This is a genomic window from Adhaeribacter radiodurans, from assembly GCF_014075995.1.
GTDB lineage: Bacteria > Bacteroidota > Bacteroidia > Cytophagales > Hymenobacteraceae > Adhaeribacter > Adhaeribacter radiodurans.
Map to the genome: position 1 here is coordinate 6,177,541 of NZ_CP055153.1, position 22,964 is coordinate 6,200,504.

Sequence of the window (22,964 nt, forward strand, 5' to 3'; positions counted from 1 at the left end):
TTAAATGAGTTAATAATTATATCATTAGTTGATTTGGTTGAACAGATTAGTTGGTTTTGGAGAAATAAAGGCGCAGCTTTATTTGATTTGAGCCACCTATTTGCAGAATAGAGGAATAAAGACCAGTAGCTTCCAATACAGTTTTTCCGGTAACATCTAAAAGTCCGGTTCGGGAAGTGGGTACTAGTAATAAACTGTTGCTGGTTAATGTACCGTAGATGGATTGTTTATTATAGATTAAATCCTGCACGTACTTAGTAACATTAACAATATAAGCTTTTTTATCTTTATTATAACGCAGTGCCGCCGCTTGTTGAGTGCCACCGCTCGTGGCTGTTTCTAATGCATCTTCTCTTAATACCCGCGGCAAACCAGCATTTTTTAAGATTCTGTTAGATTTATTTGTTTCTACCAGATAAGCTGCCGGTGATGGTAAATAAGAAGGATTTTCTTTTACCGGTATAATTAATTCTGCCCGGTTAATAGCTAAATCCGATAAACTAAGCTTCTCTTTAAAATGATTAAGGTAAGGAAAAGTAATTTTAGTAACAATGCCAGTGCTTTCCTGCAAATAGGCTTCGTTGTTTGTGGCTTCCGAAGCAATTGAATCTCCCGACTTATTGAGCGCAGCAAGGATGCTACCTGCTAAACTACTTGTAATTTGATTTAACCGGTCGTTGCTACCACTAATAGCTAAATCATATTTCTGCTTTTTATTATCCGATGAAGTATAGTAAATTCGTAAATAGGTACTATCTGCATCCGGCGCAAAACCTAGTGCGGCATTAGTATTTGCGTCAGAGCTCAGAACAATCCCTTTAAACGATTTAGCAAACTCTGTTGGGTTACTCAAGGTAGCACTTGGCAAGGCCATTATGCGCTGCCCTAATTCATTATTAAGTCTAATCCGAACCGGTATAGAAGTTTTAGTTACCGTACCGGTAGAAGCAGTTTGCGAATTAGTACGTTTAGGTTTAGGCACAAAATTGGTAGTACCTATAAGTGTAGGTAAGGCTTCTAGATTATTGTTATTATTAGTATAATACGTAGCATCTGTCCGGAAAAGCGTACCTAATTCCCGAGCTTCTAAAGCAAAGTTCTTGGTAGTATCTCCGTAATATTCGTCATAATCTAAGGAGAGCACTACCGAATCTGGAATACCCGCACTGGCAGCAAAACTGCCACCTGTAGGTCCAACAACTAAATACGATTGAGCAGTAGTAGTACCAAACTTTTCAGTGGTGAAGTTACCAATTAATAAATTACCTCTTTGATAACCAACAATTGAATCGTTTGCTAAAACAGTGGAAGCTTTAATACTTATAGTATCTGTATAAACAGCATCTATCAGGCTACCTTCAAAAGCAGTACCTAAATCATTCGAGTCATCGCAGGCAAAAAGAGAAACAAGAGATAAAACAAAAAAAACAGGTCGCTTAATTGGCCAATTCATTATAAAGATTGTAGTAAGAATCTAAAAAGTTTTCGTCCGAAGAATCAATTTGGTTAATAGGTTTAGTAGAGCAAAATTCTTTAAATAAAGCATTAATGTTCTCACTAAAATTTTCTTCGTGCGATTTAGAAACTAAGTCAGCATATTCCATACCAACTTTTACGAATCCTTCAAAATCAGCCGTCTTTAAATGAGTCAACATATCATCTTCAATGTCCAACATTTTTACTTTTTCAAGCAAATCACCTTCAAATTTGTAATCGAACTCATTATTGTACACTGTAAAGATAGATTTGGCATCTTTAAAGATTGGATCTTTTTTATAAGTAGTTTTCAGGTACATAGGGATTAAACCAGTCATCCAATCGTTACAATGCACAATATCCGGCGACCAGCCTAATTTTTTAACAGTTTCTAATACTCCTTTACAGAAAAAGATAGCTCTTTCATCGTTATCTGTATAAAATTTATTGTCTTTATCTACTAAAACTGATTTCCGATGGAAATAGTCTTCGTTATCTATAAAATATACCTGTAGCTTTGCATTTGGAATAGAGGCAACTTTTATAATAAGCGGTTTTTCTTCTTCACCTACGGCAATGTTAATACCAGATAATCTTACTACTTCGTGTAAACGATTTTTACGCTCGTTAATCAAACCAAACCTCGGAACAAAAATTCGGATTTCCATTCCGCGTTCCTGCATACCTTGGGGAAGCATCCTTAAAAACTCGGAAACCTGGGTGGTTTGCAAAAACGGATTAATTTCAGTTGCAGCGTATAAAATGCGAAGTTTTGACATAGGTTTTTAACTAAGTTAAATGATGAGTAATAATAGGCAACACTATTCGGCAGCACAAAATTACAAAAATTTTATCATATTTTCAATTTATTTATCTAAAACTTAAGCTTACTTCTTTTTAGGCTAAACATTCTCAAAAATTAATGCAAGTAATTACGCATCTATCAGACATTAAACTACTCACCGAAAAAATACGGGCGACCGGGAAAACGATTGGATTTGTGCCTACTATGGGAGCCTTGCACTTGGGGCATTTAGAACTGTTACGTACTGCTTCCCGCAATACCGACGTAACCGTTTGCAGCATTTTTGTTAACCCTATACAATTTAATAATGCAGAAGATTACCGTTTATATCCTAAAACTATCGAGAAAGATGTAGCCTTATTGCAGGAAAATAACTGCGATATTGTGTTTATACCGGAAGCAGCGGAAATGTACGAGCAACCAGCTTTATTAAAGTTTAATTTTGGAGCATTAGAACAAGTAATGGAGGGTTTTTACCGGCCCGGGCATTTTAATGGGGTTGCTACCGTAGTAAGTAAGCTATTTCATTTAGTAAAGCCCCATAAAGCTTATTTTGGCCAAAAAGACCTACAGCAATTTACTATTATCCGGCAATTAGTCCGGGACCTTAATTTTGATTTAGAGTTAATTTGCCACGAGGTAGTACGTGAAGCCGACGGATTAGCTTTATCGTCCAGGAACCAGCGATTAACACCCGCAGGACGACAGGTAGCGCCTCGCCTTTATGAAGCGCTGCAACTAGGAACGCAACTATCCGAACACAGGATACCTACAGTTCAGGAAATTAAATTTAAAGTTGAAATGTTCTTACAGCTGTACCCGCAAATTACTCTGGAATATTTTGAGATAGTAGATGCAGAAACGCTACAGCCAGCTTTGGATTTTACTAAATCGGTTGCTTTGTGCCTGGCCGCTTACCTGGATAATGTTCGCTTAATTGATAACGTTATACTAAAGCCATTATAAAGGCAAATAGCTGCTTTTCTGCTCACCAATTAAAGGTAAAATCCAGCGATTGGTTGTTCCTTATCGGATAAAACAAAAATACGTACCTTTGCGGCCAATTTTAAGTGAAAGAGAAAAAACATGCAAATAGAAGTTTTAAAATCAAAGATTCATCGGGTAAAAGTTACCCAGGCTGAACTGCATTATGTGGGCAGTATAACTATTGATGAAGACTTGATGGATGCCGCTAATCTGGTAGAAAACGAAAAAGTACAGATCGTTAATATTAACAATGGCGAACGTTTTGAAACGTACGTAATTAAAGGAGAACGGGGAACGGGTGTTGTCTGCTTAAATGGTCCGGCTGCCCGAAAAGTACAGGTGGGCGATATAGTAATTGTTATCTCGTACTGCTTAATTGATTTTAACGAAGCTAAAACGCATCAACCTACTCTTATCTTTCCTGACCAAAACAATCGGCTGATTTAGGCAGCAATAGTATCGTTTATGAAAAAGCTGCTTACTATTAGTAAATATATTCTTTTAGCAGGGCTATCCATTTTTCTGATGTGGTTTGCTCTTAAGGGAATTGATTTTACTTTGGTTTGGAAACAATTACAACACGTTAATTATTTCTGGATAGGGGTTTCGCTCTTACTTGGAATAGCTGGTTATCTTAGTCGGGCTTACCGCTGGAAAATGCAATTAGAGCCATTGGGCTACCAGCTCCCTGCTTTTAAAACGTACCATGCCATGATGGTAGGGTACCTGGCTAATTTAGTGCTGCCGCGGGCCGGCGAAGTAATAAGATGCAGTATTTTAAGTAAAACAAGTAACGTTGCAGTAAAAGCTTCATTTGGTACCGTGATTACCGAGCGACTAATTGATATGTTAATGTTGCTGTTACTAACCGGAGCGGCATTCTTAATAGAATTTGACCGGATTCATACTTTCTTCTGGAATTTGTTCTCGGCAAAAGTAGCTAATTACAAAACCAATAGTGTTCTTCTATATCGGGTGGGAGGTGCTGCTATTTTAGTTTTTGCCTTGGCCTTGATCTTATTGTATGCTTTTCGGAAAAAGTTAAAAGAGAATTCTTTGTACTTGAAAATACACGATTTCTTGAAAGGCGTAGCCGAAGGTGTGCTTAGTATTGCCAAACTTAAAAACAAGTTTGCTTTTGTAGCGCACACTGTATTTGTATGGTTTACGTACTATTTAACCGGTTATATTGGTTTTCTGGCCTTGCCTGCTACCGAGAACTTAAGTCCGGGAGCGGCCTTGTCGGTTTTAGTGGTTGGTAGTTTGGGCATGAGCGCTCCGGTACAAGGTGGTATTGGGGTGTTTCATATTATGGTTCGTTCTACGCTGTTGCTTTATAGTTTATCTAAAGAAACGGGTATGGCTTATGCGTTAGTAACACATACTTCTCAAACCCTTTTAGTAGTTATACTGGGTGGTATTAGTTTTATTTTCAGCATGCTCCATCCGGCTTCAGCTAAACCAGTACCTTTGGTTCCGGCAGAATTAAATCCTGTTATTTATGACGAACACGCAAAGTAAAATATTTAAAGATGTAACCGCTGCTTTACCTACCATTCAGCAGTGGCAAACAGCCGGAGATACCATTGTATTTACCAATGGTTGTTTTGATATTTTACATTTAGGCCATGTAGATTACCTGGAAAAAGCCCGCCATTTAGGCAATAAATTAATACTAGGTTTAAACACCGATGCTTCGGTAAGCAACTTAAAAGGCCCGGAAAGACCACTTCAGGACGAAATGTCACGAGCCAGGGTTATGGCATCCTTGTTGTTTGTGGATATGGTAATATTGTTTGCAGAAGATACTCCATACGAGTTAATTGCGGCGGTAAAACCAGATATTCTGGTAAAAGGCGATGATTATGCTATTGAAAATATTGTAGGGCACGATCTCGTTCAGAATAATGGAGGAACCGTAAAAACCATTACGCTCGTAAAAGGATATTCTACTACAAATATTGTCGAGAAGATTAAACAACAAATTTAAACACGTAAAAGAAAATGGGTGGAGTATATTTAATAGCCATATTGGTAATGCTGGTTAGCTTATTTGTAAGCTGGCGGCTAAAAAGTAAATTCGCACAGTATTCGCAAATAGGATTACATTCTGGTTTAAGTGGCCGGGAAATTGCCGAGATGATGCTGGCTGATCATAATATCCGGGACGTTCGGGTTATTTCTACCGAAGGTCAATTAACCGACCATTATAATCCGGCTGATAAAACAGTTAACCTAAGTGAAGGCGTTTACGCTTCGCGGAGTGCGGCGGCGGCGGCAGTTGCTGCGCACGAATGTGGGCACGCAGTACAACACGCTACCGCTTACAGCATGCTTAAATTCCGGTCCGCTATGGTGCCAGCATTAAGTGTTGCTTCGCGGTATATGCAATGGATTATATTAATTGGTATTTTCATGATTAATACCAGTATCATCCCTTTAACTATTGGAGTAGCTTTATTTGCTTTAACTACTTTATTTAGTTTTGTTACTTTACCGGTAGAGTTTGATGCGAGCCGTAGAGCTTTGGCGTGGATGGACCGTAGGGGAGTAGTAACCACCCAGGAACACGCTATGGCCAAAGATTCCCTTAAATGGGCGGCTTTAACTTACGTAGTTGCAGCAATTGGTTCGTTAGCCACATTATTATATTATGTTTCTCTGTTAATGGGGCGCCGCGATTAATTAACCTAATAGAGTAATAAGTTTTACTACGCCACTGCTTCTCTAAGCAGTGGTGTTTTTGTTTATACAGAAATATTCTTCTGCCTGATTATAATGGTAAGCTGCCTGCGTGCCTTTGCCTGTTACAGTATAATATAACTCTTAAAAAGTTTTTTAGTAGCAACTGGCGAGTAATAATAAATCAGTTAAAATAATACTAAATCAATAAAGTATGCATGCATATTATTTATTTAGTATTCGTATATTCACTATAAAAATTGCTGGCACTGTGTTCAAGCAATATTATTCAGAACATAGTAAGGCAAATTGATTTAGAATAGGAACTAGCTGTTCTAAAAGATTAAATCTTGAGAATTATTATTTACATAATACTGAAATAATATGGATTTTAGACTAACCGAAGAACACCTGGCCGTACAAGAAGCGGCTCGTGATTTTGCCCAGACAGAATTACTGCCCGGAGTGATCGAACGCGACGAACACCAGCTATTTCCTGCGGAACAAATCAAAAAGATGGGGGAACTTGGTTTTCTGGGCATGATGGTAGACCCTAAATATGGTGGAGGCGGCATGGATACAATTTCGTACGTGCTAGCCATGGAAGAAATCTCGAAGGTAGATGCTTCGGCTTCGGTAGTAATGTCGGTAAATAATTCGCTGGTGTGTTGGGGAGTAGAAAGATACGGCACCGAAGAACAAAAGCAGAAATACCTGACCCGCTTAGCAACCGGCGAAATTATTGGCGCTTTTTGTTTATCTGAGCCCGAAGCTGGTTCCGATGCTACCATGCAACGCACAACAGCGGTAGATCAAGACAACCACAATATAATTAACGGCACTAAAAACTGGATTACAAATGGTAGCACAGCTTCCGTTTACTTGGTTATTGCGCAAACCTACCCAGAAAAGCGCCACAAAGGTATAAACGCTTTTATTGTGGAGCGCGATACTCCTGGCTTTGTAATAGGTAAAAAAGAAAATAAACTAGGCATTAGAGGCTCCGATACGCACTCGCTTATGTTTACCGACGTGAAAGTACCCAAAGAGAACCGCATAGGCGAAGATGGCTTTGGGTTTAAGTTTGCCATGAGTGTACTAAACGGCGGACGCATAGGTATTGCGGCACAAGCTTTAGGTATTGCTTCGGGTGCCTATGAGTTATCGGTTAAATACGCGAAAGAACGTAAAACCTTTGGGGTAGAAATAGCAAAACATCAAGCCATTCAATTTAAATTGGCCGAAATGGCTACCAATATAGATGCGGCACGCTTACTTTGCCTGCAAGCGGCCGCCGATAAAGATGCTGGCCACGATTATACCAAGTCCGGAGCCATGGCTAAATTGTTTTCCTCTAAAGTAGCCATGGACACTACTATAGAAGCGGTGCAAGTACATGGCGGATACGGATTTGTGAAAGAATACCACGTAGAAAGGCTAATGCGCGATGCAAAAATTACGCAAATTTATGAAGGCACCTCTGAGATTCAGAAAATAGTAATATCAAGAGAGTTATTGAAATAATAGAATAGTTCTATGTTGAAATAATGCTGTTCAAAAATAATATATTTGTTAATTGGTGTATAATTATTTTTCAATTATTTTTGTGTTATTGAAAGATTAATAGTAATTTTAAACACTATAATCTAAATATCAAAAAAATAAAGATAAAATACCAATCATGGAAGATTACAATAAGGTTATTGAGTCCCTGGGGGTGCGATATATTAAATCTAAGAATTATGTGTTGCAGCAACCATTTGGTGTACGGAACTTTTATGATGTAGGCAATAACCTGTATTTGCTCCATAGAGGGGTTATTGCTTTCGGTGATGAGAAACAGATAGTAGAAGAAGGCGAGATGTTGTTTGTGCCGGGTGGCCGCAGCACGAAGATCTATTTTGGTGATCCGGACAGCCGGATGATTTCAAATGATGATTTAATTAGTAATAAAGAAAAGTTCTTCCGGAGTAACAATGACCTGGATTTAATAGGTGATGCTGAAGAAAGCCACAGCTTCGTAAGCTTTGAAGCTAAAGTTTTTGACTCGGTTAACTTTTTTGCCTCGTTAGATGTACCTGCTTTCTTAATTTCTGGCAATTCTAAGTTAGCTAACTTAATTATTAAGGTAATTGAGGAAAGCATGCAGGAGTTACCGGGTAAAGAAAGGCTGATAAATATTTACACCGAAAATATTGTAGTAGAAATTATCCGCTATATTCTTAAAAATAAGATGTTTGTGGAGCAGTTGGCTACTAACAGCACTTACTTTAAAGATCCACGGTTGATTGATCTCTTTAACTATATTAAAGAAAATATCGGCGGTGATTTATCCAATAAAGTTCTTTCTAATGTTGCTAACGTATCGGAAGATTATGTTGGGCAGTATTTCAAGATGCTTACTGGTATTAATCCACAAGATTATATTGAATACCAACGGATGGAACGGGCGGTTTTCTTATTACGTACCACTAAGAAAAGCATTCGCGAAATTGGTAAAGAAGTAGGCTATAAAGACACTGCTTATTTCTGCCGTCGCTTTAAAATGATGTTTGGCATTCCGGCTGGTAAAATGCGCCGCCGCGAATCGGCTATGAATATCTAAAAAGTAAATTTCTATAAAACAAAAGAGCCTACAATATAAACCGTAGGCTCTTTTGTTTTATAATCAAGTAGCTAAAAAGTTTTAATAAGAATTAGATAAAGTTGCGGAGTTAAATTGATTTACAGCAACAGCAACTGTACTAATAAAATCCGGGTTCTTTTCTATTTCGTTTCCAATAACAATCATATCTGCCCCGGCTTCTAAAGCGGCAACTACTTTTTGAGCGGTATTTAATCCCCCACCCACAATTAGCGGAACCTCTACTGCCTGCTGTACCGCTTGAATAAGAGCAGCCGGTACCGGATTTTTTGCGCCGCTGCCCGCATCTAAAAACATTAAATGTAACCCTAGTAACTCGCCGGCCAAAGCTGTACTAGCTGCAATATTAGGCTTATCACGCGGTAAAGGCATACTACCACTCATGTACGAAGCAGTGGTTGGCTGACCAGAATCTACCAGAATATAACCGGTAGGTAAAATCTGGAGCTTACTGGCTTTAAGAAGGGGCGCCGCTATAACATGCTGACCAATTAAAAAATCAGGATTACGGCCCGATATAAGGGAGAGCAATAAAATTCCGTCGGCTTGTAAGTCTATGTGCAGGCTACTGCTAGGAAATAAAATTACCGGTATTTGGCTTTGTTGTTTAAGCAAAGAAATAAGCGGCGCCTGATTTTGAGTGGTAATCAAGCTGCCGCCTACTAAAAAGTAATCAATAGAATAGGTATGGCTAAGTTCAATAAGTTGCTCACAGGCCGCTGTTGTTAAGTTATCAGGGTCGAGCAGTACAGCAAATAATCTTTGTCTCTGTTGTTTTTTAAGTATTATTTGTTCGTAAATCCGGCTAAACGGCATCCTCTTCGTGATATGAAAAATCAATATCTTTGGTTACGGGTTCTTTCGTGACCACAATATCGGGATTTTTAGGCACATGCAGATACTCTTCTAACTTTTTGGTTACATACACCAGCAAAAAAGCAGTTACCTGAGTAGATAAGGCCTTTGCCATTTCCGATTCCATAAAAGCTTTGCCTAAATCCGACATAAGAGAAGTTTGAGCCGGCTGCGCTGCTTGGTGAAACGAAGAAATGGGAGGAAGCTGACCGGAACCATATTGCAAAGCCGGATCGGAATAATTAGCTCCCTCTGTGCTTGCCTGGGTTGTAGACGATGGGGCTGCATACGTGCTGGTAGCTGCCAATTGTTTTTGTAAACCGGTTTTTAAGGCTTTAGTTTTTTTTTTACTTTTTCCTCCTCCAATTAGCTTACTTATTAACCAAACACCTACTAAAGCACCACCGCCAATAAGCACCTTTTTGCCTATTTCCTGCGATTGGTTTTTTAATTCGGCAACATCGCCTAGCAGGGCGTTTTTATATTCTTGTTTCTGTCTTTCTAAAAATTCTTTTCTGTCTTCGAAAAGCGGATTATTGAGTTCGTTCATAACGGTTGATTTCTTTTATCGTCTTTGTATACAGTGTTTTCGAATGTTTTATCGGCCATATTAGTAAATAGTTTCTTATCTACTCCTAATATTACTATTACTAATAAAATAACATAGAACAAAGTAACTATACCAAATCCCCAGAAATGGCTATCCAGGAGATCATTTAAGAGCAATCCTATAAAGATATTAAAAAAGATTAAAGCCATAAAGCCGGCAAAGCCTAACACAATAGCGCGTAGCAAGCCTACAAAACCTTCTTTCAGCTTTGTTTGTATTTCTAATTTTATCAGATCGATGCGGGTATCAATATAACCCATTAAGTTGCTGATCAGGCTTTCCGTTTTAGAACCTTTGTCGTCGTTATTCATAGTTTTCGTTTAGTTAGATCAAGTACGTGTACGATAAAAAATCAAAAAAATATTAAGGAACCTCTATTATACAAAAATTGTATTACGGATTTTAGAATAATATTGTCTAAAAAAAGCGTTATTTTTAAAATAGCTTCTTGATATAACTGGCAGGCATCTTTGAATCAGAATTATTATACCATTTTAGAAGTAAATCCATCGGCTACGGCCGCCGAAATAAAAGCTGCTTATAAAAGGCTAGCCCGGCAATACCATCCGGATAAACACCAGGGGAACCAGTTATTCGAAGAAAAGTTTAAAATAGTAAACGAGGCATACCAGGTTTTATCTGACGAAAGAAAACGGGCGCTATACGATTTACGCTTACGATACATGGTGCTGCAATTACAAGCCATGCAGCAGGCGCAGTACCAAGCGCCCATTGTTACCCGCGAACCAGCTTCGTACGCCGAACGCCATTACCGTAATATTCCAAAAAGAGAGTTTCAGCGCAAGGACATTAAAATAATAATTGGCATTTTCATCGGAATAATTATAGCCAGTTTATTAGTAAAGCTGTTAATGGATCATATTACGGGAATGAGCAATTACCGCGCGGCTCTGCAATATACAAAAACGGAGCAATGGAGCCTGGCGCATAGCTTGCTTACCAAAACTATTTACTTTAAACCTAACTTTGTCGATGCTTACTCGCGGCGGGCACGCATTGAAATGAATGTTTATCAGAATTATCCGGCGGCTATCTCGGACTTTAATGAAGCCATAAAGCGAACCAAGCAACCAAGTGCCGATTTATTCTACGATAAAGGCAGGTGCTACGAAAAACTGCGGCGCGACACCTTAGCCGAAACTCAAATGACCAAAGCTTTGCAGGCAAACCAGGTATTTACCCCAGCTTACTTTGAACGGGGCATGATCCGGGCGACCTTGTTGAATACCTACCCGCAGGCAATTCAGGATTTTGATTCTTTTTTAAAGTTTCCGGGCACTAATGCCAAAATGCGCAATGAGGCTTTGCTGTACCGCGGTTATTGTTATTACTTGCTGGGGAAACCAGATAAATCTATTCCGGATTATGAACAAGCTTTGACCATGGATAGCCAAAGTGGTCGTTTGCTGTACTTACTAGGCAAAGCGTACTACGATTTAGATAGAAAAGACGAAGCCTGTACTAATTTTTTAAAAGCTTATAAGCGCGGCTATGGTTCGGCGGCGTACGATTTATATCAGTATTGTAAAATTAATGTAGATTAACTTGTTTAAATAAGCCTTGTTGATTTTGCTTTAGCGCTTCGTTGAAAAAGTAAAAAGAAACGTAACAAAAATTAAATCAGGGATGCTGCCCAGAGCACTTACCTCAGGTGAAACACAATAGTCTAGAGAGCCCCCTTACAGCAGTCTCTCTTTGTTACAGTCTTCAATTTTCGTTAGGAAAAGCCCGGTGTGGTTGTTAATATTGCGGATAAACTGAAAAGATAAGTTTCTAAAACGAAACTTGGCTATTTGTTTACCGGTAAAATAAAGTTATACTTAAAATTTATTTTTAATGATGCAACAAGAAAACGGAACTCACAAACCCGCCGGGGAGAACGGATCGGCCAGTAATGGTTTAATGGGGGCAGAAAACGAACCTCGAATTCTTACTACTCGTCAGGGGCATCCGGTAACTGATAATCAGAACATCCGCACCGTTGGTAACCGGGGTCCTGCTACCATGGAAAACTATCACTTCATCGAGAAAATCTCGCACTTCGACCGGGAACGGGTTCCGGAGCGCGTAGTGCACGCTCGGGGAGCAGGTGCCCATGGTGTTTTTGAAGCTTACGGAACCGTAGGGGATCAGCCAATAGCAAAATATACCAGAGCTAAATTATTTCAGGAAAAAGGAAAACAAACGCCGGTTTTTGTTCGGTTCTCTACCGTAGGTCATGGCGGCCATTCGCCGGAAACATTGCGTGACCCGCGCGGTTTTGCCGTTAAATTCTATACCGAAGATGGTAACTGGGATTTAGTAGGAAATAACCTGAAGATTTTCTTTATCCGGGATGCTATGAAATTTCCGGATTTAATTCACTCGCAAAAGCCAGATCCGGTTACTAACATCCAAAGCGGCGAGCGGATCTTTGATTTTATTGCCAATACTCCCGAAGCTACCCACATGGCAACGTTCCTGTTTTCGCCCTATGGCATTCCGGCCAACTACCGCCAAATGCAAGGTTCCGGCGTTAACACGTATAAATGGGTAAATGCCGACGGCGAAGCAGTAATAGTAAAATACCACTGGGAACCGCTGCAAGGCATACGTAACTTAACTCAAGCCGAGGCCGAATCTATCCAGGCCAAAAACTTTAACCACGCAACTCAGGATTTGTTTGAAGCTATTAAAGACGGTAATTTCCCTCAATGGGAATTGTTCGTGCAAATAATGAGCGATGACGAACATCCGGAACTGGATTTTGACCCATTGGATGATACTAAAATTTGGCCGAAAGACCAATTCCCTTGGTTGCCAGTTGGTAAAATGACCCTTAACCGGAACCCGGTTGATTACTTTAACGAAGTAGAACTTTCGGCTTTTGGTACCGGTGTTTTAGTAGACGGTTTGGATTTCTCGGATGACAAAATGTTGCAGGGCCGTACCTTCTCTTATTCGGATACCCAGCGTTACCGCGTAGGAGCTAACTATTTGCAGTTGCCAATTAATGCTCCACTTGTAAAAGTGGCAACAAACCAGCGTGGTGGACAAATGTCGTATAAAACAGATTTTGCCGAAGGGCAGAACCCACACATTAATTACGAGCCTTCTTTCTTAGGTGGTTTGCAGGAAGCTCCTAAAGCAGGTAAAGATTATACTCCACGCTACGAAGCCAACCTGTTACGTCAGAAAATTGACCGTACCAATGACTTTAAGCAAGCCGGCGAAACGTACCGCAACTTTGAGGATTGGGAACGCGATGACCTGATTTCTAACCTGGTAAGCACTCTGAGCACCTGCGATAAGCGCATCCAGGACAAGATGGTAGAGCACTTTACGCTGGCCGATGAAGAGTATGGCCGCCGTGTAGCCGAAGGTCTGCAACTTAAATTGAAAGACCAAAGCGACAAAGGACCAATCGGTGCTACTTCACCCAAAGAAGGGGTGGAAGAAGCCCAACGCGTTTCTCACGAATCTAAACCGTATTAATAAAAATTATAAATGTATTAAAAAAAGGGACCCATCCATCAAAAGATAAGGATGGGTCCCTTTTTAATGGGAGTAAGTCAGTCCTTATAAGTATGCTGTTGAACAAAAATTCATGAATTTTGAATAAATAGTTCTGATTAATTTGGGGTAGCAAATTTTACCAGGATAAAACTAATGTTTTGGTGGTACAATTTTATTAATTAACTTAAGTTGCGCGACATTAAATAACTTGGTTTAGGGTATAGGCGAAGATAAAGAGGATAATTTTAAGGATGAACCCTTTCGGGGTAACCGCATGGATTTTCTTGGGAAAGAAGCTGGTGATACCAGAAAAGGTAGTTTCAATCAGCTTTCGGTAATAGTTTTTTAAGAAAACCTGGTGCGGCAGATCCTTTCTTTGGCTGTTAGTCTTACGGCAGATCTGTAACTTGACCTGTTCACATTGGTAGAACAGGTCTTCTAGTTCATAGCAGGTATAAGCACTATCACCATAAAGCTGACTCTGTTCCGGTAAGTCCACAGTCATCGTCTGAAAAGCTTTTACATCGGCGAAAGAACCCGCATGAATATAGAATTGTACCGGCAGGCCATCTTCCGTGGTAATGATTTGAACTTTGAAGCCATAGAAATAACGCCTTTTACTAGCATTCTTTCCCCGATAGGCTTCTCCTTGCAGTAAACGGCAGCGAGGAATACGAATGTTATCACAAACCGCCACCGGAAAGGAATCAATTAAGTAGCGGCAAGAAGTATTCAGCTCTTTAAGCGTGTTACCTAAAGCGAGAAATAGAGTGGTTAATTGATCCTGGAGTTGGTGCAAGCGACGGGTAAAGCCGGATTTATCAATCATCTTAACGCCATGGTGCTCTTGCATGTATCCACAAGCGGAATGAAGATTGCCATAGAAATAGCGAGCCGCCAGAAGAGCCGTCGTGAGGAGCTCGGCATCGGAAAGCTTACAGTGGATATCCTCTTTTCGCCCGATGCTATGAAAGAAATCATCGATAAAGCAGTATATTGCTATAGTCTGTTCGGTCCTGGCTTCTACATTTTAGAGTGTGGTAACTTCAAAACGTATTTTGACCAAAAACTGAACAGACTTTTTTATAGCGCGCAACTTGAGTTAATTACAATCAATATCCAAAATTGCTAGGTTTTGGTATATTATAATGGAGAAATTATGGTGTTCCATCGACTACACACATTTTAATTATTATTGTTTAACTCTAAATTTTATTGGTGTTAACTGCAGCAGATTATGCAAAATTTATCTGACAACTAGAAGAAAATTAAAAATAAGGTAGCATTATTTTCATGCAAGCAAGTCAGATAAAGCTTAACAATGTTCTGCTTTTTACTTAGATCTTGTTTCTGGTTATAGCATTGCGAAGCAAAAAGATGAGAATGAACAGTTCGCTTTTCACCTTCTCTTATATCTTTTAAGCATGTAACCAACTGATACATTTTTTCCTATGCAGAGCACCCATCTTTATTTAGAAGGCAGAGTCAAAGGGCCCCCATCCCCAATCATATATCCTAAAGGCACTACTAATCTTACTTCGTGTGGAAGTGCTAATCCGATAAGGTCAGATAAAACAATATAGTAACGGCCTCTCTTATTAGAATTGAGATACTTATGCCTTCTTCAGTCTTAATAACCTCATTCCTTCTTTTTTAACTATGCTGAAAAAGCTATTAGCCAAATACTCCTCAAATTATCAATGCATCTTACCACTAGAATTTTAGGAAAGGGTTTAACACTTTCCGCATCACGCATTGTACTTTTTTGCTAAAACTGATGGAGACAGATGTGAAAAGTGCCAATGTAAGTACCCCATTTTTGGGACAGTTTGAATGAGACCATTCTCATTATTATTACTATTACTAGGAAGTGGTAATGTGGTAAACTTGGTGGGCTGATTTTGAGTTCAGGGATAAGTTTTCCATATTTCCACTTCTTTTTTCAAGAGCCATTCCCTTGGGGTCAGATTTCCTAAAGCTTCATGCGGCCTACGGGTATTATATTCTTCTAGCCAATTTTCTGTCAGTTGCCGGACTTCCGCCAGTTCAAAAAACAGATAAGCATCTAATATTTCCCGGCGATAACTGCCGTTAAAGCGTTCGATAAAGCCATTCTGCATGGGTTTACCCGGCTGAATATAATGGATGTTAATTTCTTTTTCTTTACACCAGTTCGTAAAATCAACACTAGTAAACTCCGGGCCATTATCTACCCGGATGGCCGTTGGCTTACCGCGCCAGTCAATCAGCTGCTCCAGAGTGCGAATCACTCTTTTGGCGGCAATTGAAGTTGCTATCTCAATGACCAGTGCTTCCCGGTTACAATCATCTAGCACATTCAAGGTCCGAAACTTATTACCTGATGCTAAGCTATCACTCATAAAATCCATGCTCCAGCTACTGTTAATCTCTACCGGCTGCAGCAATGGTTGCTTTACTCGGGTTGGTAGCCTACGTTTTCCTTTTCTCTTTTTGTTGAACTTTAACAGTTTATAGATCCGGTATACCCGTTTGTGATTCCACGGCTGACCGGCTCTTTTCAGATAAGCTAACAGCTTCCGAAAACCATAAGCTGGATGAGCAGCAGCTAACTCCTGCAAGGCGGTAATCACTTCGGAATCATCTTTACAGCTCTTGTAATAAAATTGAGAACGGGTCAGACCAGTTAAGTGGCAGGCCCTGACAACGGGTAAGTCGTAGTCCGAGATGATTTCATCGGTTAACTGCTTTTGCTGCCAGAGCCCCAACCTTTTTTTGTGATAACTTCTTTCAGAATCGAATGATCCAAGCTTAAATCAGCATACATTTTCTTTAATCGGGCATTCTCCTCTTCTAACTCTTTGAGCCGCTTTACATCCGAAGCTTCCATACCTCCGTATTGGCTCTTCCACCGGTAAAAGGTAGCCCGGCTAACTTCTAATTCCCGGCAAATGTCTTCTGTCTTCTGACCCGACTCATTCTCCTGCAGTGCTTTGATAATCTGACTCTCGGTAATCCTTGTCTTTTTCATTTGTTCAGTTTTAAGGTATCCATTTTCTGTCTCCTTTCAAACTGTCCGATTTTTTGGGGTACTTACACAAGGAGGTCCATAACTTAATATGATTACCAATTTTCCTTTCCCGTTATCTCAGTTAGGTATACCCTTTTTATCTGCTTGCTAAGATTGATTTCATAAGTTGCTTTTTTAATGTTCATGCTTTCAACCCAACTGTGCGAATAATAGTAAACTCAAAATTTGTATGGAGTTAAATAATGCTATAACATATTTGATTTATGGAATTCATAAATCAATTTTTAGTAAAGAAAATTTGAATAAAATTAAGCTAACTGCTTTCATAAGACACTCTTTTAAGATAGATTGAAACTCTAATCAATCATTTGATAGAATTTACTTATAAGTATAAGACCCTTTAATTATAATAAATTCCCTTTATTAAACAGCTTAATTCGGTAAGTATAACTTCGTTTTAGTAAGTAGGCGAAATGATAATCCTTTTGTTTATTACTACCTAGTTCCACATCGTCATCAACTAATATAGTCTTAATATTTTAACAATTCTTTTTCTTATCTGCTCCTTTTAGTTGTATGTAATAATTAATAATATTTAAACCCGATCTGAAATATATTATTTAACTTTTCTTTAAAATTATAAACAACCTAATACTTTAGTAAAGAAATATAATGTATTAATTTTCTACTTTTAAATATGTTTATCTTAAATAAAAATTAAAAATAAAGTTGGTATTATTAAAAAACAATTAACTTTATACTTATAAAATATTAAGAAATAGAGCCTATTAATTGTGGTATTAAGTTAAAGGTGTTTTTAAGTAGTTTAACTAAATAATTCTGAAGATTCAGCAAAGATAATTAACTACAATTATCTTTATTATTGGAAACTGTATATTTTAGCTCTTTATTAAAGATCATGATGTAGTTAAAAAATTTATTCTCTTATAGAACTTATTTATAATTTTAAAATAGACAAAATATAATATAAAACTACTATATAATCTTTTTTAAAGTAATATTTTAGGCAACAAAAAGTGAGCCTTAATTTTAGTTGTTTGTTCTTGTTAAATTCATTTGTGATAATTCAAGATTGTATAACCAAAAAGGTTTAACTATCTTTTTATATTTTAATTGTTCAGGTAGCTAGCTTCAAAGATCAACCTGAATTAGTTATTTACTCTCAACTAGTGCCAAGTTAACGTGTACTAACTTTTCTATTAAAAACATTATAGAAATCATTCAAGATTAATTTAAATTTAGTTAAGAATACATAAAACGTAAGCAGTATTTATAAAATATATGCATGCGATTTTATTTATATACTGAGTTTAAATAATAGACCAAACTTATTGTTCTTAGGTTAAAAAGCTAAAAGATATTATGGTGCTTATAACCTTATTAACTTTCAAGGACATCTTTAATACTTAGCTTGTTTGTTAGACAATATAGTCTAATAAAAGCTTTCCTCAAGAGCTTATTTAGTGTATGTCTAAAATAGAAAGCTTTAACAACAAATTTATTAATTAGTCTCTACTACTAAGCGTTGTTGAAGTTAAGTTTGAGCATAGTAGATGTTTCATTCTATGTTCATAAGCCATATTATTCTACGATTACTCCACGGTTGTATTCAATTAACATACAGCAATATTCTCACATAAGCGAGTACCTAATATAAGATATTATAACTATTAAAATATTTATTATCAATCATGAATAAGTCCTTTACATATTTTATAATGAGAAAGGAATTTTCTCTTTTGTTAACTAGTCTACTTTTATTCTTTTTTGCAGCTGCTCAAGGGTATATTACGCCAGTTGTAAATGGATTATTAACAAAAGCAATAAGTCCTAAGGATTTAATAAATACTAATTTTTATTCAAATCAAACAACAAATACAAAGGTTTCTCCAAAAAGAAAAGAAGAATTAACAAGCAATAAGGAGACTGAAGGAGCTCAGATTAAGTCATTTTCAACATCTTCTGCTTCCTTGTTGGCTACCTTACCAGGACCTGGTGGGCCAATACTGATAATTACCTCAGCTACAAATCCTTTTAGTTCCTATACCGCCGAGATATTACAGGCCGAGGGTTTAAACGAGTATTCTACCTTTGATATAACATCAGTATCCTCTACCATGCTAAACAGTTATGATGTAGTAATAGTAGGTGATATACCTTTAACAGATGCGCAAGTTACTATGCTAAGTAATTGGGCTAATGCTGGAGGTATGTTAATTACTTTTAGCCCAGACACTAAGCTAGCATCATTATTAGGTATTAACCCTACTGGTAGCACAATGGCCAATAAATACATTCTGGTAAACACTGCAACCGGACCTGGGAAAGGCATTGTGAACCAAACAATACAGTATCAGGGCACAGCCGACCTTTATACTTTGAATGGAGCAACAAGTCTAGCAACTTTATACTCAGGTGCTACCACTGCAACATCTAACCCAGCAGTAACCATGCGAACTGTGGGTACAGGCACAGTAGTAGCGTTTACTTACGACTTAGCACGCTCGGTGGTGTATATACGCCAAGGAAATCCAGCTTGGGCTGGTACCGAAAGGGATGGTGAGGCAGGGCCCATCCGCTCAGATGACCAATATTTTCCGGATTGGATGAATTTGTCTAAAGTAGCTATTCCGGCAGCTGATGAGCAGCAACGGCTGTTAGTTAATATTATATTGGAAAACTCTCGCAAACCTTTACCCCGGTTCTGGTTTCTGCCTAGAGGCCTTAAAGCTGTGGTGGTAATGACCGGCGATGATCATGGCAATGGGGGAACAAAGGCACGATTTGATCAGTACATGCAGAAGAGTGCCGACAATAGCGCGGAAGCGGTGGCGGACTGGCGCGCGATACGCGGGTCTTCCTACGTTTTTCCGGGTACGCCTATTACAGATGCACAGGCTCGGACTTATGAGCAACAGGGTTTTGAGATTGGATTGCACGTAAATACAGATTGTGCCAACTACACGGCAGCTTCACTGGAACAGAATCTTACAACCCAGCTCGCCCAATTTAAATCTATTTTTCCAAGTGTTACCGCACCGGTAACTAACCGGACACACTGTATTGCCTGGAGCGACTGGCATACCCAAGCCAAATTAGAAGTCCCTAAGGGAATCAGGTTGGATGCAAACTATTACTACTGGCCAGCTAAATGGGTGCAGAACCGTCCGGGTATGTTTTCTGGTTCTGGTATGCCGATGCGCTTCGCTGAGCTTAATGGGACCATTATTGATTGTTATCAGCTGGTCACCCAAATGACCGATGAATCGGATCAGGCTTTCCCCTTTACTGTTGATCAATTGCTGGATAGAGCCTTAGGACCAGAGGGCTATTATGGTGCTTTCTGTGCCAATATGCATACCGATTTCAATCCATCTGATGGGTCAGATAAAATTATTGCTTCAGCCATAGCCCGCAATGTGCCGGTAATATCGGCTAAACAATTACTCACTTGGCTTGATGGACGGAATGGGTCATCTTTCGGAGCTATGAGTTGGAATGGCGAAAAACTGAACTTTTCCATTAGCGTAGCGAGTGGTGCCCGCAGCCTGCAAGGGATGCTGCCTATTACTGATAAAACAGGGCAGTTAGAGGGACTAACTGTAAACGGAACTGCCGTATCCTACAGAATAGAAAAGATCAAGGGAATAGACTATGCTTTGTTTAATTGTACCCCGGGTAATTATGTGGCAGATTATAATTCCACTTCCCCCCCAAACCAGTCACCAATAGTTGCTCTTACTGCACCGACTAATGGGGCTATCTTCAACGCGCCCGCTTCTATTACTATTACGGCTAATGCATCGGATACTGGTGGCTCGATCAGCAAGGTAGATTTCTATAGCGGTACCACCCTGCTGGGCACGGATACAAGCAGCCCATATAGCTTTACCTGGAGCAATGTGGCGGCGGGTACTTACTCGCTGATAGCGAAAGCCACTGATAACGGGGGCGCTACCACTGCTTCTACTTCGGTGAATGTAACGGTAAATGGTGTTTGTCCCTGCACTGTATTTCAGCCTTCTGAAGCTCCTTCTGGCAGTGCATATAATGATGGAAGTCAAATTGTGGTAGGCATGAAATTCCGCGCCTCAATTAACGGTTCCGCAACTGGTGTACGGTTTTACAAGCAGACCAACAATACCGGCACCCACACCGGGCAGCTTTACAATAGCACCGGCACGCTACTAGCGCAGGCTACGTTTATTAATGAAACAGCTTCGGGTTGGCAGGAGGTAAATTTCAGCTCACCAGTAACTATTACTGCTAATACTACTTACATAGTGGCTTACCATAGTGTTAATGGTTTTTATGGTGGCACTAATTCATACTTTGGATCAACAATTGACCGGCCCCCGTTGCGCGCATTAGGAAGTAGTGAAGAAGCCGGGAACGGGGTGTACGCATACGGCTCGGGATTCCCTAATCAAACTTTTGGGGCAAGTAACTATTGGGTCGACGTGGTATTTAACAATGGTGCTCCACCTTCTAATCCAGCCCCAACAGTGGCGATTACCTCACCGGCAAATGGGGCTACGTTTACGGCGCCCGCTTCCATTACCATCAATGCCAATGCGGCGGATACGAGTCCGGGCACAGTAAGCAAGGTAGATTTCTATAATGGTACCACCCTGTTGGGCACGGATGTCAGCAGCCCTTATAGCTTTGCTTGGAGCAATGTCGCGGCCGGCACTTACTCGCTCACGGCCCGGGCAACGGATAATGGCGGGACTACCACCACTTCAGCGGTCGTGAGTATAACGGTTAATGGAGTGGCTAACCAACCACCTACTGTTAGTATCACCTCACCGGCAAATGGGGCTACGTTTACGGCACCCGCTTCCATTACCATCAATGCCAATGCGGCGGATACGAGTCCGGGCACAGTAAGCAAGGTAGATTTCTATAATGGTACCACCCTGTTGGGCACGGATGTCAGTAGCCCTTATAGCTTTGCTTGGAGCAATGTCGCGGCCGGCACTTACTCGCTCACGGCCCGGGCAACGGATAATGGCGGGACTACCACCACTTCAGCGGCCGTGAGTATAACGGTTAATGGAAGTAACCCGCCCTCAACGTGCCCCTGCACGGTATTCCGGCCTACGGATGTGCCGGGTGGTACTATCCAGAATGATGGGCAGAGCGTGCAGTTGGGCATGAAGTTTCGTTCCTCGGTCAATGGAAATGTAACCGCTGTGCGCTTTTACAAGCAGACAGGCAATACCGGTACCCACATTGGGCAACTCTACAGCAGCACCGGCACACTGCTAGCGCAGGCTACGTTTATTAATGAGACAGCCTCAGGTTGGCAGGAGGTAAATTTCAGCTCACCAGTATCTATTACCGCTAATACCACCTATGTCATTACTTACCACAGTAGTGAGGGCCATTATTCTGTCAATGATTTTGGCTTTACTAGTTCCATTGTCAACGGGCCACTTACTGGCTTACAAAATGGGTTTGATGGCCGCAATGGAGTTTACCTGTATACAGCCACACCAGCCTACCCTACCGAGAACTACGAGGCCAGTAACTATTATGTGGACGCGGTATTTAACACTGTGAGTTCGGCGGCTAGTACCGCCTCCCGCCTAAACATTGCTACCCCAGAAGTAGGAGCACAAGTAAAGTTAACGCAAGCAGAAGGAATGATGGTTTATCCTAACCCGGTTACTCATAAGGCGAAGGTGCAGTTTGTGCTGGTGGAAGGTGGAGCTTACACCCTAGACCTCTACGATGCGCAAGGCAGGCTGGTCAAGGTGCTTAGGCAGGGAAAGGTCAACGCGGGAGAACTGAATATAATAGAAGTAGACGGAGCTAAACTGGCTAAAGGATTGTACCTGGTGCGGCTGCAGACTAACACTGGTGCTCAAACAGCTAAGCTTTTACTAGATCGGTAAATTCTATGTTCTTAAGTTTAAAAGAGAACTACTTAATTAAAATAGAATCTATATCAATTTTGAAGTTTAATTATAAAAAGTATAACCATGAGATTTATCATTATAGCATTGTTCATCACTCTTCCATACTTTTCCTTTTCACAGGGACAAGGCAAGGGGAAATTCAAAATAAAAATAAATGAAAAAGAATATGACACTGATAAAAGCCCTGATATCGTTGACGAATTTTTTCCCCAACGAATAGCTAAGTTTAAGATTAAGAAAGAAAAAAATGGAGATCCTACCGGCCGCTATGTCGTGCTAATAGGAGAAGAAGAACGCACTTTTCAATCTGATGGCGAGTACCATGATGTTGAATTCTCCCATGATATTAAAGAGTTAGGAATCTATATTTTGAACGAGAAACGAGCCTTAGCCGGTAAGCCTTTTCGACTCAAAAAGCGCAAATAACAATCGCC

At 39.8% G+C, this 22,964-nt stretch carries 19 protein-coding genes; 12 read left to right on the forward strand and 7 right to left on the reverse strand.

What is annotated here, in order from left to right; genetic code table 11:
- Positions 1-46: 46 nt before the first annotated feature.
- The gene (locus HUW48_RS24590) at positions 47-1,453 is read right to left on the reverse strand and encodes a DUF4270 family protein (RefSeq protein WP_182413449.1); all 1,407 of its coding nucleotides are present in this window, start codon (positions 1,451-1,453) and stop codon (positions 47-49) included.
- A complete protein-coding gene (locus HUW48_RS24595) occupies positions 1,437-2,255 on the reverse strand; it encodes a glycogen/starch synthase (RefSeq protein WP_182413450.1) in 819 nt (272 codons plus the stop codon). Before HUW48_RS24595 ends, HUW48_RS24590 begins: the two co-directional genes overlap by 17 nt.
- Before the next feature lie 143 nt (positions 2,256-2,398).
- Here HUW48_RS24595 and panC point away from each other — a divergent pair, with 143 nt between their 5' ends.
- The 7 genes from panC (at position 2,399) to HUW48_RS24630 (ending at position 8,555) form a co-directional block, all read left to right on the forward strand.
- Positions 2,399-3,247, forward strand: a complete 849-nt coding sequence (gene panC, locus HUW48_RS24600) for a pantoate--beta-alanine ligase (RefSeq protein WP_182413451.1) — start codon at positions 2,399-2,401, stop codon at positions 3,245-3,247.
- A gap of 120 nt (positions 3,248-3,367) precedes the next feature.
- Entirely contained in the window at positions 3,368-3,715 is a 348-nt protein-coding gene (gene panD / locus HUW48_RS24605; RefSeq protein ID WP_182413452.1) for an aspartate 1-decarboxylase, read from the forward strand.
- Positions 3,716-3,733: 18 nt separating this feature from the next.
- A complete protein-coding gene (locus HUW48_RS24610; RefSeq protein WP_182413453.1) occupies positions 3,734-4,789 on the forward strand; it encodes a lysylphosphatidylglycerol synthase transmembrane domain-containing protein in 1,056 nt (351 codons plus the stop codon).
- Complete coding sequence (gene rfaE2 / locus HUW48_RS24615; RefSeq protein ID WP_182413454.1) at positions 4,770-5,258, forward strand: D-glycero-beta-D-manno-heptose 1-phosphate adenylyltransferase; 489 nt, start codon at positions 4,770-4,772, stop codon at positions 5,256-5,258. Before HUW48_RS24610 ends, rfaE2 begins: the two co-directional genes overlap by 20 nt.
- A gap of 14 nt (positions 5,259-5,272) precedes the next feature.
- Positions 5,273-5,953, forward strand: coding sequence for a zinc metallopeptidase (locus HUW48_RS24620; protein ID WP_182413455.1), 681 nt, complete (start codon positions 5,273-5,275; stop codon positions 5,951-5,953).
- A gap of 381 nt (positions 5,954-6,334) precedes the next feature.
- Complete coding sequence (locus HUW48_RS24625; protein ID WP_182413456.1) at positions 6,335-7,474, forward strand: acyl-CoA dehydrogenase; 1,140 nt, start codon at positions 6,335-6,337, stop codon at positions 7,472-7,474.
- 157 nt (positions 7,475-7,631) lie between these two features.
- Positions 7,632-8,555 carry an AraC family transcriptional regulator gene (locus HUW48_RS24630; protein WP_182413457.1) on the forward strand — a complete coding sequence of 308 codons (924 nt, stop codon included), beginning with the start codon at positions 7,632-7,634 and terminating at the stop codon, positions 8,553-8,555.
- A gap of 81 nt (positions 8,556-8,636) precedes the next feature.
- On the opposite strand, the gene HUW48_RS24635 is transcribed toward HUW48_RS24630, so the two are convergent.
- Genes HUW48_RS24635 through HUW48_RS24645 form a run of 3 tightly spaced genes read right to left on the reverse strand, consistent with a single transcriptional unit; the run spans position 8,637 to position 10,370 of the window.
- Positions 8,637-9,410 carry a geranylgeranylglyceryl/heptaprenylglyceryl phosphate synthase gene (locus HUW48_RS24635; protein ID WP_182413458.1) on the reverse strand — a complete coding sequence of 258 codons (774 nt, stop codon included), beginning with the start codon at positions 9,408-9,410 and terminating at the stop codon, positions 8,637-8,639.
- Complete coding sequence (locus tag HUW48_RS24640; protein WP_182413459.1) at positions 9,400-9,999, reverse strand: hypothetical protein; 600 nt, start codon at positions 9,997-9,999, stop codon at positions 9,400-9,402. Before HUW48_RS24640 ends, HUW48_RS24635 begins: the two co-directional genes overlap by 11 nt.
- Entirely contained in the window at positions 9,996-10,370 is a 375-nt protein-coding gene (locus HUW48_RS24645; RefSeq protein ID WP_182413460.1) for a phage holin family protein, read from the reverse strand. Before HUW48_RS24645 ends, HUW48_RS24640 begins: the two co-directional genes overlap by 4 nt.
- A gap of 159 nt (positions 10,371-10,529) precedes the next feature.
- Between HUW48_RS24645 and HUW48_RS27520 the strand changes: the two genes are divergently transcribed.
- On the forward strand, positions 10,530-11,624 hold the full coding sequence (locus tag HUW48_RS27520) for a J domain-containing protein (RefSeq protein ID WP_182413461.1): 1,095 nt from the start codon (positions 10,530-10,532) through the stop codon (positions 11,622-11,624).
- Between the two features lie 358 nt (positions 11,625-11,982).
- A complete protein-coding gene (locus tag HUW48_RS24655) occupies positions 11,983-13,554 on the forward strand; it encodes a catalase (protein WP_246343927.1) in 1,572 nt (523 codons plus the stop codon).
- A 220-nt stretch (positions 13,555-13,774) separates the two neighbouring features.
- On the opposite strand, the gene HUW48_RS24660 is transcribed toward HUW48_RS24655, so the two are convergent.
- Positions 13,775-14,560: an IS982 family transposase gene (locus HUW48_RS24660; RefSeq protein ID WP_246343929.1), complete on the reverse strand. Its 786-nt coding sequence runs from the start codon at positions 14,558-14,560 to the stop codon at positions 13,775-13,777.
- Between HUW48_RS24660 and HUW48_RS27115 the strand changes: the two genes are divergently transcribed.
- Positions 14,444-14,707, forward strand: a complete 264-nt coding sequence (locus tag HUW48_RS27115; protein WP_246343609.1) for a hypothetical protein — start codon at positions 14,444-14,446, stop codon at positions 14,705-14,707. The two genes, HUW48_RS24660 and HUW48_RS27115, sit on opposite strands and share 117 nt — an antisense overlap.
- A 775-nt stretch (positions 14,708-15,482) precedes the next feature.
- Here the strand turns inward: HUW48_RS27115 and HUW48_RS24665 are convergent.
- Positions 15,483-16,585, reverse strand: a protein-coding gene (locus tag HUW48_RS24665; RefSeq protein ID WP_220463971.1) for an IS3 family transposase whose coding sequence is annotated in 2 segments (ribosomal slippage) — positions 15,483-16,324 and positions 16,324-16,585 — 1,104 coding nt in all. Because the reading frame shifts where the segments join, the coding sequence is not laid out codon by codon here.
- Positions 16,586-18,576: 1,991 nt separating this feature from the next.
- Here HUW48_RS24665 and HUW48_RS24670 point away from each other — a divergent pair.
- Positions 18,577-22,506 (forward strand): DUF4082 domain-containing protein, encoded by a 3,930-nt coding sequence (locus tag HUW48_RS24670; RefSeq protein ID WP_182413464.1) that lies wholly within the window; start codon positions 18,577-18,579, stop codon positions 22,504-22,506.
- An 87-nt stretch (positions 22,507-22,593) separates the two neighbouring features.
- A complete protein-coding gene (locus HUW48_RS24675; RefSeq protein WP_182413465.1) occupies positions 22,594-22,956 on the forward strand; it encodes a hypothetical protein in 363 nt (120 codons plus the stop codon).
- The last annotated feature ends 8 nt before the right edge of the window (positions 22,957-22,964 follow it).